This window comes from Streptomyces sp. NPDC093795 (assembly GCF_044764665.1).
Taxonomy (GTDB): domain Bacteria; phylum Actinomycetota; class Actinomycetes; order Streptomycetales; family Streptomycetaceae; genus Streptomyces.
In genome coordinates, this window is the sequence record NZ_JBIWIO010000002.1 from 762,798 (window position 1) to 775,888 (window position 13,091).

Annotated in this window: 7 protein-coding genes; 3 read left to right on the forward strand and 4 right to left on the reverse strand. The window is 70.2% G+C overall.

Features of this window, described 5'->3' with window-relative positions; genetic code table 11:
• The first annotated feature begins 70 nt into the window (after window positions 1–70).
• The 3 genes from ACIRB7_RS08495 (at window position 71) to ACIRB7_RS08505 (ending at window position 3,939) form a co-directional block, all read left to right on the forward strand.
• Complete coding sequence (locus ACIRB7_RS08495; RefSeq protein WP_403594171.1) at window positions 71–1,525, forward strand: HtaA domain-containing protein; 1,455 nt, start codon at window positions 71–73, stop codon at window positions 1,523–1,525.
• Between the two features lie 201 nt (window positions 1,526–1,726).
• Window positions 1,727–3,187 carry an HtaA domain-containing protein gene (locus tag ACIRB7_RS08500; RefSeq protein WP_403594433.1) on the forward strand — a complete coding sequence of 487 codons (1,461 nt, stop codon included), beginning with the start codon at window positions 1,727–1,729 and terminating at the stop codon, window positions 3,185–3,187.
• 83 nt (window positions 3,188–3,270) lie between these two features.
• Window positions 3,271–3,939 (forward strand): PhzF family phenazine biosynthesis protein, encoded by a 669-nt coding sequence (locus ACIRB7_RS08505; protein ID WP_403594173.1) that lies wholly within the window; start codon window positions 3,271–3,273, stop codon window positions 3,937–3,939.
• A gap of 25 nt (window positions 3,940–3,964) precedes the next feature.
• On the opposite strand, the gene ACIRB7_RS08510 is transcribed toward ACIRB7_RS08505, so the two are convergent.
• From ACIRB7_RS08510 to map, 4 genes are all read right to left on the reverse strand, one after another.
• Window positions 3,965–4,741: a DUF4253 domain-containing protein gene (locus tag ACIRB7_RS08510; RefSeq protein WP_403594176.1), complete on the reverse strand. Its 777-nt coding sequence runs from the start codon at window positions 4,739–4,741 to the stop codon at window positions 3,965–3,967.
• 28 nt (window positions 4,742–4,769) lie between these two features.
• Window positions 4,770–10,973: an RHS repeat-associated core domain-containing protein gene (locus tag ACIRB7_RS08515; protein ID WP_403594179.1), complete on the reverse strand. Its 6,204-nt coding sequence runs from the start codon at window positions 10,971–10,973 to the stop codon at window positions 4,770–4,772.
• 458 nt (window positions 10,974–11,431) lie between these two features.
• On the reverse strand, window positions 11,432–12,082 hold the full coding sequence (locus ACIRB7_RS08520) for a heme oxygenase (biliverdin-producing) (RefSeq protein WP_403594182.1): 651 nt from the start codon (window positions 12,080–12,082) through the stop codon (window positions 11,432–11,434).
• Window positions 12,083–12,196: 114 nt separating this feature from the next.
• Window positions 12,197–13,054: a type I methionyl aminopeptidase gene (gene map, locus ACIRB7_RS08525; protein ID WP_403594185.1), complete on the reverse strand. Its 858-nt coding sequence runs from the start codon at window positions 13,052–13,054 to the stop codon at window positions 12,197–12,199.
• Window positions 13,055–13,091: the final 37 nt, after the last annotated feature.

Genomic DNA, 13,091 nt, shown 5'->3' on the forward strand with positions numbered 1-13,091 from the left:
CTCTTGCTGTGTTCAGCTCGATGCAGTTTAGGTTAGCCTTACCTAACTAGCTAGCCCTCGGAGGGGTTCCATGCCGCTGTCCAGACCCGCCCGCGCGCTCGCCGTGACCCTGTTCGCGGCCCTGTTCGCGGCCCTCGTCCCGGCCGGCGCCGCCCACGCGGAGAGCCGTACAGTGCAGGGCGGACGGCTCGACTGGGGCATCAAGTCCTCCTTCCAGAGCTACGTCACCGGGCCCATCGCGCAAGGGAGTTACGGCCTCACCGGCGGAGCCGCCACCGTCGGCGGCGGCCAGTTCCGCTTCCACTCCGCGCAGGGCTCGTACGACCCCGCGAGCGGCGCCTTCGAAGCGGCCTTCGGCGGCGGCGTCCGGTTCACCGGCCACCGCAAGGCGGATGGTACGAACGAGCTGGACCTCACCGTCAGCAGCCCCCGGATCCGCGTCCAGGGTGGACACGGCACCCTCTACGCCGACATGGCGAGCAGGTCCAAGGGCTCCGGGCGGGTGACCGTGACCTCCCGGGTGCCACTCGCCACCCTGGACCTCGGCTCCCTCGACATGCGCGGCGCGGGCAGCCCCCTCTCGCTCTCCGGCGTGCCCGCCACCCTCACCGCACAGGGCGCCACCGCCTTCGCCGGCTACTACCCGGCAGGCACCCCGCTCGACCCCGTCAGCCTCACGGTCGACGTCCTGGCGCCGAAGAGAACCATCACCGCGACCGCCCGGCCGACCGCACAGCCCCCCACGGGCTCGTCGCCCACGGCGCGTCACTCCGGGGAGCGCTCGCGCACCTTGAGGGCCGCCACCGTCGACTGGGGCGTCCGCCGCACCTTCCGCGAGTACGTCAGCGGGGCCGTCTCCCAAGGGAAGTGGACCCTCGCCGGGGGCGCCCAGGACGGCGGCGCGCTCTTCCGCTTCCCGGGCGGCACGGGCACGTACGACCCGGGGAGCGGGACCCTCGACGCCCTCTTCGCGGGCAGCGTCCGCTTCACCGGCGCCCACCTCGACCTCACGCTCGACCGGGTCACCGTGAAGGTGAGCGGCGGCACCGGGACCCTCGGCGCCGACGTCACCAGCGCGGGGACGACCACGAAGGCCGTCCCGCTCGTCACCTTCACGGCCCGGGACCTCACCCCGAGGAACGGCCTGGCTGTCGTCACCGAGGCCCCCGCCACCCTCACCGAAGGCGGCGCCAAGGCCTTCGGCGGGATGTACCGGGCCGGGACCACGATGGACCCGGTGTCCCTGGCCGTCGCCGTGGAGACCGGAGTCCGGCTGCCCGCGCTGCCGGACCTTGGCAGCGAGGCCACGGCGTCCGCTGCCGCGACCGGGAAGGCCGCCCCGCCCGCTTCTTCCGCCCCGCCAGCCTCTTCCGCCCCGCCCGCTTCTTCCGCCCGGCCCGCCGCCGCGGCCTCCGACTCCTCCACCGGCACGTATCTCGCGATCGGCGCGGGCGTGCTCGTCGTCGCCGCGCTCGCGGTCCTCACCGCCGTACGCCGTCGCCGTACCACCACCCCCACGCACTGAACGACTTTCCGGCCCCCCGCGTCCCACCTAGGAGAACCCCGTCATGGCCACCCCCTTGCGCCGTTCCGTCACCCTGGCCGCCGCCGTCGCCACGGCGGCCGCCCTCGGCACGGGCGCCGTCGCCCTCGCCCTGCCCGCCGCCCGACGACGCTGAGCGACGGCACGCTCGACTGGGGCATCAAGGAGACCTTCCGTTCGTACCTGGCCAAGCCCTTCGCCCAGGGGAGGACCACGGTCGAGGGCGGCGCCACACAGGCCGCGGACCACGGGGTCTTCACCTTCGTCGACGGCACCGGCACCTACGACACGACCACCCACGCCACCGCCAACTCCTTCAAGGGAGGCGTCCACTTCGAGGCCCACAGGGGCGCGCTCGACATCCGTATCTCGGACGTCCGGCTGTCGACGCGGGGCACGGCCGCGCCGACCGGCGAGATCACCGCCGACGTCGTCACCAAGGAGAAGGACGGTTCCGTCAGCACCCGCCAGGACATCGCCTTCGCCGCGCTCGACATGACCGGCGTCCGGCCGGCCCAGGGGGCGGGCGGCGCCATGGTGTTCAAGGACATACCGGCGAAACTGACGAAGGACGGCGCGGCGGCGTTCGCGGGCTTCTACAAGGAGGGTGACGCGCTCGACGCGGCCACGCTCACGGTGAAGGCGGGCAGCAGGCCGACCACGGCGCCCCCGACGACGACCCCGCCTCCCACGACCCCGCCTCCGACGACCCAGGCCCCGACCACGACGGCCCCCACGACGACCGCGCCGACCACCTCCGCGCCGACCACGACCGCGCCCACCACCACCGCCCCCACGACCTCCGCGCCCACGACAGCCCCCTCCGCTGTCCTCGACGGCAGGCTGAGCTGGGGCGTGAAGCAGAGCTGGCAGAGGTACGTCGGTGACAACTGCGGCGGCACGGTCACCCCCTCCGGCGGCGCGAAGAAGAACGGCTCGTCGTACGACTTCGCCTTCGTCAAGGCCGACCTCGACGCCGACGCCCGCAAGGTGGAGGCCGGCTTCACCGGCGAACTCGCCTTCGTCTGCGCCGCGCACGGCATCGACTGGAGCATCGGCGACGTCAAGGTGCGGGCGACGGGCGCCACCGGCACGCTGACCGCCGACGTCACCACCGCGACCAGCGCCCGGAACGACGTGGCCTTCGCCGACCTGGACCTCTCGAAGGCCGACTGGACGGCGCACGAGGGGGTCGTCACCCTCGCGAACGTCCCGGCGAAGCTGACGGAGGCCGGCTCCGCCACCTTCGCCTCCCCGGGCGGCCAGGGCGGCTACGACCCCGGCACCCTCATGGACCCGGTGACCGTCACCCTCGCGGCCGGCGAGGGCGCCTCGCTGCCCGCGGCGGCCTCCGGTGACTCGTCCACGACGGGCGGCTCCGGCACCACCGGCTCCGGTACGGCCGGCGGTTCGTCCACCACGGGCGGCGCCGGAACCGCCGGCGGCGCGGGCACGGTAGGCGGTGCGGGCACGATCGGTGGCTCCGCCACGACCGGCGGGTCCGGTTCGGTCGGCGGCTCCGCCTCCCTCGCCGCGACCGGCTCGGGCGCCCCGACCGGTCTCCTGCTCGGCGCCTCCGGCCTGCTCGCCGCCGCGGGCGCCGGTGTCGTCATCGCCGTGCGCCGCCGCGCCATGGAGTCCTGAGCCTCCCTCCCCGAGGGGCGGGGCCGTACCCGATCGGCGGGTGCGGCCCTGCCGCCAGGTCGCGGAATGGTTCAATTTCCGCCATGAACACGACCGCCACTGACATCGACGTCCTCCGGGTCTTCTGCGCGGGCGACGGCCGGTACGGCAACGCGCTCGGAGTCGTACGGGACGCCCGTACCCACCCCGACGAGTCCTCCCGGCAGGCGCTCGCCAAGGAACTCGGCTTCAGCGAGACGGTGTTCGTGGACGACCCGGAGCGCGGCATCGTCGACATCTACACCCCGGGCCTGCGGCTGCCGTTCGCCGGGCACCCGCTCGTCGGCGCCGCCTGGCTGCTCGACCTGGAGGTCGTCCACCCGCCCGCAGGCGAGGTGTGGGTGCGCGGCGACGGCGAGTTCACCTGGATCGAGGCGCGCGCCGAGTGGGCGCCGCCGCGGACCCTCCGCCAGTACGGCTCCGCGGCGGAGGTGCACGCTCTGGAGATCCCCGAACCCGGGGAGTGGATCTACGCCTGGGCCTGGGAGGAGGAGGCCGCGGGCCGGATCAGGGCGCGGGCGTTCCCGGGGCGCGGCGACGGCATCGACGAGGACGAGGCGACCGGCGCGGCGGCGCTGCTGCTCACGGCGGAACTCGGCCGGGCCCTGAACATCACGCAGGGCCGGGGTTCGCAGCTGCTCACCGCCCCCGGCCCTGACGGCATCGTGGAGTTGGGCGGAAGGGTCCGCCTGGAGGGAACGCTCACGCGCTGACCGGCTGGTGCCGGACGTGCTGATGTCAGTCCCAGAGGAACGTCCATGTCCCGGAACGGGTCCAGCGGTTCGCCCAGGAAGCGGTGTCGTTGCCGTCCGGGCAGTACGCGTACTGCTCGATCGCGGTTTCAGCCACTGCCAGTGGTTCCTGCGGCGGTGAGGCCACATCGAGCGCCAGCACCCGGTCGGCCACGTACATGAGTTCGGCTCCGAACCGGTCGTGCCAGGTGTGGAGGAAGGCCGCGTGGTCCGAGTCGAACATCGGTCGGCCTTCCGGCCCGTGGGACCAGGCGGGCGCGTACGGATACCCGGGCAGGATCCCCGGGACGGCCCAGCCGTCCCGGGTTTCCACCAGGCACAGCCAGCCCGGTCGGAAGTCGGTGACGCGAGCGGTCTCGGCCACGGGGGAGATCTGCTCGGCGAGCAGTTCCGCGTCGAAGTCCGCCCGCCACTCTTCCTCTCCCGCCTCGTCCTCCGCGTAGGACAGGCAGTCCTCAAGGGCCGCCGCCGTGATCTCGGCGACGATCTCGCGGGGTGCCGTCACGGCCCGGTCGTCGAAGACGTCCGGCTCGGCGGGTTCCCCCGCCACCAGCTCTGCGGGGGACAGCGGGGAGAGCAGCGGGTGGAACCCCGTGCTCTCCCGCGCCGCCAACAGCTCCCGCCACACGGACTCGGCACCGCTCTCGGTGATCCTGCGGCCCAGGACACGGGCTCCGGAACGCGAGCGGGCCTCTTCCACGCCCTCCCGAGGGGCGGTGAATCCGGCCGTTCGGAGGATTTCGATGATGTGGTCTGTGTCCATGGGGCGGGTCTCTGTCTTCCAGCTGGTGCTAGCGGAGGTTCTCGGTGATGTCGAAGTCGTCACCGATGATGCGGATACTGGTGAGGCCGACGGGCTTCTGGGTCGAAACCCGCACCGAGTTGATCGCGGATCTCGCCATTTCCTCGTCGTGGTCACGAAGGCGGACGATCACGGCGTCAGCACCCTGCTTCCAGCCGCTCTGGATCTCCTTGGCAATGGAGTTGCGCGCGTTCTTGCCCTGCGGCGAAAGGTCCTTGAACTCGGTACGGATCCCGTCGACCCAGGCGTCGAACGACCCGGCCGCGCCGGGTGCCCAGCGCGACTTGCTGCGGCCCTCGCCCCGGGCGACCACGTTGTGGCCCTCCTTGGCGAGTTTCCACGCGACTTCGAACTCCTTGTCCGAGAACTTGAGAGGGACGTCCTTGTTCTTGAGGTTGGGCTGACTCTCGTCGGCAAAGATCCAGGACTCGTCGATCCGGCTCAGGACCTCCTTGACGTGGTCGTCCCATCCGTCTGTCAGCTCGTAGCCGAAGAACTCGATGCCGTTCTCCTGGGTGTAGCTGTTCCACTTGCAGCCTATTCTCTCCCGGCCCGCGCCCCGGCAGCCCAACTCCATCGCGTCGCGGTACTTGTCCAGGACCTCGCCGTACTCGTGCTTCTCCAGCACCCAGATCTCGAAGAAGCGCTTCTCACGCTGCTTGTGCGCGAGCTTCTTGTTGGTTCGGGCCTTCCGGTCCGCCTGGTCCTCGGTGGCGTGGGTGAGCGTCTTCTCGTACGGATCGTCCGTGAAGTCCTGACCACCGACGTCCCAGCCGGTCGTGGTGCTGAACCGGCACGTCACCCCGAATTCGACACACTCGGCCGGCTTGCGGCCGCTCGGGTCCGACAGGTTGACGGGGTTGTTGTTGGAGTAGGTGTATCCGTGGGTCTGCTGCGGGTCCGCCAGGTCCATGACGGGGTCGACGGAGACGAAGCGGCCGATGGCCGGGTCGTACTCGCGGGCGCCGAGGTGGGTCAGGCCGGTGTCGGCGTCCTTGGTGCCGCCGACGAAGCCCTTGTCACCGCGCCAGGCGGCTGGCTGGGCGCCGCGGGTCTCGCCGAAGATGCCCGTCTTGCGCCGGACCACCGTCTGGACGGCGTCGCCGGTGACCTGGGTGGAGCCGGTGCCGTGGTGGTCGTTGAAGACGAACGTCAGCTTGCCGCCGGAGCGCATGGCGACGACCTGGCCGCCCACGTTGTAGTAGCGGGTGCCGGTGACCGTGCCGGTCGCCTTGTCGAGCTTGAGCTCGTTGCCGCCGGGCAGGTAGAGCGTGGTGCCGGTCGAGTCCGTGCGCAGGAGCCGGGCGCCCTCGGCGTCGTAGACGTAGCTGCTGGTCTTGGTGCCCTGGACGACCGTCGCGAGGCGGCCCTCGTCGTTCCACGTGAGGGTCTGCTGGGCGGCGGCGCCGATCTTGCGGGTCGCGGTGTTGCCCGAGGCGTCGTAGGTGAAGGTCTCCTCGTGGGGGTCGGTGCCGGTCTGGGTGACCTTGGGCAGGTTGTGCTTGCCGGCGGCCGGGGCCGCGTAGGTGCGCAGGGTGTCCGCGGTCGGGCCGGAGGCCGTCTTGTGGTCGGTCTCGGTCTTGCGGTTGCCGACGGCGTCGTAGGTGTACGACGTCCAGTAGGCGTCGGGGCCGCCCACGACCGAGGTCGAGGGCGCCGCGGCGCAGGTCTCACCGGTGTTGGTCCAGGCCTCGGTGACCCGGCGCAGGGCGTCCGTCTGGAAGCACTGGGTGTCGGTGGTGCGTGCGGCGTCCTGGCCGAAGGCCGAGGCGATGGAGGTGATGGCGCCGGAGGGGGCGTAGGAGTACTTGACGTCCTCGACGCGCTGCGGTGCCACCTCCCGGTCCAGGTAGGAGCGGGTGATCTGGCCGGTGTGCTCGTCGAACTGCTTCGAGGCCCAGAGGTGCTGGCCGAAGGCCCCGTACTCCTGCTTGATGTTGCGGCCGTAGTGGTCGTACGTGTTCGCGGAGATGATCGGGTCGGTGCCGGCACCGACGGTGTTCAGCAGTCCGGCGCCCGCCGTGTAGGTGTTGGCCAGCTTCTCCGAGGGCAGCCCACCGGCGGCGGGCTGCATCACCCACATCACCTGGCCGGTGTTGGCGTTGTAGGAGTTCGTCCACTTGTACGTGCCCGCCAGCGCCGTCTGGCCCGTGACGGACGGGATGGTCACCTGCTGGAGGACCGGCTGGTAGAAGGCGTTGTACGACGTGGTGGCCGACTCGTACGCCTGGCCGTTCACCCAGCGGACCGACTTGGCGGGCCGGCCCTTGCCGTTGGTGGCCGTGTCGTAGGCCCACTCGGCGAGGAGGGTCGTGCCCTTCTTGAGGGCGGTCGGGCGACCGAGCTCGTCGTACGTGGTGTTCAGGGTGATCAGACGGCCGTCGGTGATGGTCGTCACCTGGTCGCCCTGGTCGTAGGTGTACTTCGAGGTGCCCTTGTCCGGGTCGTCGAGCTGGCTCAGCCGCCCCCGGACGTCGTAGGTGTACGTCCACGTCGAACCCGACGGGTCGGCTGTCGTGGCGACGCGGCCACGCTTGTCGTAGGTGTACGAGGAGGTCTGCCCGGCCGACAGGTCCGCGGCCGTGTACTGCTTGTGCGTGACGGTGCGTCCGAGGGCGTCGACCTCGGTCGTCGTGGCGGTGCCGCCTCGGGGCGGGACCACGGTGGTGGTGTCACCCGTGTACGAGGTGGTGGTGCGCGTGGTCTCGTCGCCGAACCGCTTCGAGATCACGGCGGTGACCCGGCCCGTGCCGTCGTACTCGGTGTCCGTGGAAGCCGGGTAGTTCAGCGCCTCACCCGTGGCCAGTAGCGGCTCCGCGGCGCCGGTCGCGAAGAACCGGCCGGAGGAACGCCAGGCAAACCCGCGCGTGTCGTAGTAGGTCTCCGTCATCAGCCGTCCGGCGCCGTCGGGCGACGGCTCCTGCGTCTGCCGGGGCCGCAGCAGGCCGTCCGAGAAGGCGTAGGCCGTCCGGTAGGTGGAGTCGTGGCCGAGGGTCTTCGTGGCCGTGATGACGGGGCCGTCCTTGCGGACCGTGTACTCGAACGCGTGATTCGGGGAGTCCGGGTAGGTCGCGGCCGAACGGGTCGGCAGCCAGACCCCGGTCACCCGGCCGAGGGCGTCGTACGCGGTGGACGTCACCCTGTTGTTGGCGTCGGTGACCTGCGTGGGCTGACCTCGCAGCGGGTCCATCACCGAGGTTTCGGTGTGGCCCTTGGGGTTGGTGATGGTCACCGTGGTCGCCAGGCCGCCCGAGGCGGGCACGTAGGCGGTCCGGGTCACCTTCCCGTAGGCGTCGGCGGCGGCGGTCTGCCGGCCGTGGACGTCGTAGCAGAGCTGCAGACCGTCCGTTCCGCAGATGCTCGGGACACTGCTGACGACGTCGTAGCCGTCGCCCTTGCCGTTGATCCTGTCCGTCTTCGTGATCAGGCCGGTACCCGGCAGGGTGCCGAGGGTTCCGCCGTCGTAATAGGTCCGGACGTCGTTGATGATGTCGCCGGGCCGGGAGACGGTCGCCCCACAGAGGACGGCGACGGTCTCGACCCGGCTGACCCGGTCCAGGATGCCGCTCCCGGTGTTCCGGGCGTAGCTCTTGGTGGTGCACTGTTCGTCGCCGGGGTTGGCCTTGTCACCGGTGAACGACTCGGTGGCGATCATGCCGTAGCCGTCGAAGGTGCGCGTCAGCTCGGTGGTACGGGTGCCGCCCGTGACGGTCGTCCGGGCGGTCTCGCTCTCGACGCCCGTCTTGTACGACACCAGCGCCGGCAGACCGGCCCGGACGCGGGTGGCCACCGCGGCAGAGCGCCACGGGGTGTACGAGGTCGACGTCACCAGCTTCGACGTGTCGTCGCCGTTGTACGTCAGGTTCTCGCGGGCCATGCCCGCGAACTCGGGGCGGTCGGTGACCCCGACGCCCCGGGAGTCCTTGACCGTCGCGCCGTCGATACCGCGGAAGTAACGGGCCTCGGTCAGGGTGCGGGGGTCGTCGGCCGCGCCTGTACGGGTCTGGACGCGTTCGTATCCGCGGGATACGGAGTAGGTCCGGTCCTCGGGCTTCGTGAACTCGCTGTCGCTCTTGGCCCAGGCGGCCCCGTCGAGATAGGAGTACGTGGTGACCTTGTCAGGGGACTCGGCCAGGTTGTCGCCCTCGACGACCTGCGTGACCACGTAGCTGTTGAACCAGTCCAGCTCGGCCGTCTCACCTTCGAAGGCCCACTTCACCGGATAGCACCGGGTGGTGTTCGTGCCGTCCGCCGGAGGCAGTGCCGTGGGGCTGCAGCCCTGGGGGGAGTAGTAGACCCCGGTCGTGCCACCGGTCTCCGTGGTGACCTGCGACATGCGCAGCCGGATGAACGGTGCGAGCCCGTCGCCGGTCTTGTCGACGCGGTTGGCCAGCTGCTCGCCCGCGAAGGTGACGGCCGGAAGCGTGAGGGTGTCGCCCGCCTTGCCGGTGTGCTGGATGGACTTCAGCCACATCGGGGTGGAGATGCCGTCACCCGAGGGCGGGAAGTTCTGGTCCAGGGTCCAGCTGTCGACCTCCTTGTGACCGGTGGCGGTGAGCACCTTGGTGGTGATGCCGGTCAGGCGCTTGCGGGTCCAGAAGCTCGGCGAGAACTGGCTCTTGCACTCGGTCACCCCGTCCTTGCAGTACAGGTCGTAGGGGGTGTCGGGCCAGTTCTTGGCGTTGGTCTCGTCGAAGGTGCCGCAGGTGGTGAGGCACCGCTCGGCGACGGAGAACTGGACCTGGCCCATGGGCTTGCCGGTGTAGACGGCGTCGTCGCGCAGGCCGTAATCGATGTGGTCCAGCCAGCCGCCCCGGATGTAGGGGGTGACGGTGGCCTTGCCGTCCTGTGAGACGTTGCGACCGTAGTTGTTGGCCTCGGTGTTCCAGTAGTAGGCCATCGCCGCGCCGTGCGGGTCGACCACGTAGTCGAGCTGCCAGCGCCACGCCTGCTTGCACCAGGCGTCGGCGAACGTGGCGTCGTAGCAGGGCTCGCCCGAGTGGTTGCCGAAGACCGGGACCGTCCAGGCGGAGTTGGTGACCGGGCTGTCGTCTCCGGGATTGACGTTGCCGCTGTCGGTCCAGCCGGGCAGCTGGTTCAGGCCGAAGAAGTACTGGGTCCCGTCGGTGCCGGTGACCTTCCAGTGCTCGCCCTTGCCGTCGTCGCCGTCCGTGCCCCCGTCACCGTTGACGGCGCCGGTCAGTTTCTCGACCTTCTCGCCGCTGTCGGAGGCGGGGTGCCAGCCCTTGCCCGACTCGTATACCAGTTCGGTGCTCTTGCCGCCGAGATTCAGTGTGGCGTTGTCGTTGAACCAGCACAGGTCGCCCACCTTGGTGGTGTTCGTCCCGCCGGTCTTGTCGTCCTCACACGACTTGTACTTGCGCTCGATGAAGCCCGGTTCCCAGGACCAGCCGTCACCTATCCACGAGGGCTGGGTGTTGGAGGCCGCGGTCAGGCCGTCCACCGCCTGTGAGCTGTAGCCGAGAGAGATCGAGGGCTGTGGGCCGCCCGGCACCTGAGGCACCTGGATCGGGTAGGACCAGTTGAAGGATCCGGTGGAGCCGCCGGCGCTCCAGCTGCCCGACGGCTGCAAGGACGTGGCCTTGAAGTCGCCGGTGGGACCTCCGGCCTCGGCGGTCGCCGCGAGGACCATCGCGGTGGAGCCCAGAGCGGTCCGGGTGGAGAGCTTTCCGCCCTGGACGTCGTTGTCGGTCTCCAGGGGCTTCTGGGTGCGGCACACCGGACGGTCCGGGGTGGTCAGCGCACAGGCCGGAAGCTGGACCAGTCGCAGTCGTCCTGCCCAGTCGCCACCGTACGCGTGACGGAAGGAGTCGTAGTCCACCTCGACCGTGGCCGGAGTGCGGGGAGCCGCCGCCCCTTCGAGGCGCTGGACCGAGAGGACCAGGCCGTCGACCCCGGCCCTGAGGGCCGCCTGTCTGTCGGTGACGGAGACTTCGACTTCGCTGTCCGCGGCCGGTGCCGCATGGGCGCCGGCCGTCTTCGGACGCGCCGCCGGCTCCGGGAACACGGACACCGGCAGTTCGCCCGCCCGACCGCCCCGGCCTGAGGGGACCCGGACGGTGTCCGCCGCGGGCCACGCGGACTTCGGCTTCACCGTGCGCGAGGCGGCGTCGGGCCGTACGGTGCCCCCCACCCGCATGCCGGACACCGGAACGGCCTTCGGCTGCTTCAACTCCGGTAGCCGCAAACGGCTTTCGCCCCCCGCCGCCACTGCTGCGGTCGGCAGCACACCAGCGAATATCGCGGTGGCCAATGCCAACGAAAGCCCTCTCTTGCGCGTTCGCTCGCTAAAGCGTCTCACGCCCCACCCCTCATGAATCAGCGAAAAAAATTCAGGCGCAGGTTAACAGTTGCTCGATGTGATTCCCGGTGGCTCGGATCGAGCAAATGTGGCCGAATGGGAGCCGATCGTGATCTTGACGAAAAAGCAGGGTATGAGGGTTCAGGTCGACATAAGACCGCAGGTGGGGGGGGTGTTTCAGGAGTGAGGGCATGCCCCTGGGTTTCTGTCCATCGGATTATGGGTGCGAGGGGAGGGGATTCGCGCGCGTGATTCCGGGCGGGGCGCGTGCACACGCGAAAAGGGCAGCGGAAGGCTGCCCTTTTCGGTGTGCGGCGGTGGCTCTCGGCTCAGGCGCTCAGTGGGAACTCGCCCCCCAGCTGATGGAAGACCGCGCTGTTGAAGGCGAAGGCGCGCTTGCACTCGTCGACGATCCGCTGCTTCTCCAGGTCGTCGGCGTTCACCCCGTCGAGCAGCTCCCGGTACGCCCGCTTGAACGCGGCCGGGTTGGCGATCTCCTCGAAGACGTAGAAGCGGACACCGTCGCCCTTGCGCGAGAAGCCCCAGGTGCGCTCCGCCTTGTCGCGGATGATCTGACCGCCCGACAGATCGCCCAGGTAGCGCGTGTAGTGATGGGCCACGTACCCCGCGGGCCAGTCGCGGGCGCACTCCGCGACCCGCTCGGCGTACGCGACGGTGGCGGGCAGCGGGGAGGCCTCGACGCGCCAGCCGGGGCCGCGCAGATGGGCGAGGTCCTGCTCCAGGGCGACCGTGCGGAACAGCTCGGGCTGTATGAACGGCCCGGCGACCGGGTCGGCGCGCAGCGCCTCCGCGCCCTCCTCCAGGGCCCGGTACACGAACCAGAGCTGCTCCGTGTAGCGCGCGTAGGCGTCGACGCCCAGGCGCCCGCCCAGGAGGTCGCCCATGAAGGACGAGGTCTCCGCCTCGGTGTGCTGCTCGTGCGAGGCCGTGCGGATGAGCGTCGAGAAGGGCGTGTCCAAGGTAGGCCTCCGGGACCGATGGGACGGGAACCAGTGACGATCCTGCCAAGTTAGGCATACCTAAGTCAACTGGTTCCCGACGTCCTGTCGGTAAGACGGTACCCATCCTGGGGGTCAGGGCAACGTGAGGATTTCGGCCCCGTTCTCGGTCACGACGAGCGTGTGCTCGAACTGCGCGGTCCGCTTCCGGTCCTTGGTGACGACCGTCCAGCCGTCGTCCCACATGTCGTAGTCGTGCGTTCCGAGCGTCAGCATCGGCTCGATGGTGAAGGTCATGCCGGTCTTGATCTCGGTGGTGTGGTGGGGCGAGTCGTAGTGCGGGACGATCAGACCCGAGTGGAAGGACGAGTTGATTCCGTGCCCGGTGAAGTCACGGACGACGCCGTAGCCGAAGCGCTTGGCGTACGACTCGATGACCCGCCCGATGATGTTGATCTGACGGCCCGGCTTCACCGCCTTGATGGCCCGGTTCAGGGACTCCCGGGTCCGCTCCACGAGCAGCCGCGACTCCTCGTCGACGTCACCGCAGAGGTAGGTGGCGTTGTTGTCGCCGTGGACGCCGTCGATGTACGCCGTGACGTCCAGGTTCACGATGTCGCCGTCCTGGAGGACGGTGGAGTCAGGGATGCCGTGGCAGATGACCTCGTTGACCGAGGCGCACAGCGACTTCGGGAACCCGCGGTAGCCGAGGGTGGAGGGGTAGGCGCCGTGGTCGCACATGAACTCGTGCGCGACCCGGTCGAGCTCGTCGGTGGTGACGCCGGGGGCGATGTGCTTGGCGGCCTCCTCCATCGCCTGAGCGGCGATGCGGCCGGCGATCCGCATGCGTTCGACGGTGTCGGAATCCTGCACCTCGGGCCCGGTGTACGGGGCCGGGGCGGGCTTCCCGACGTACTCGGGGCGGCGGATGGAGCCCGGGACGGAACGATGGGGGGAGAGCTCCCCCGGTACGAGAAGCGACTGGCCAGACATGACAGCGAGTCTAACGACCGGGTCTGGGGCAGCATGG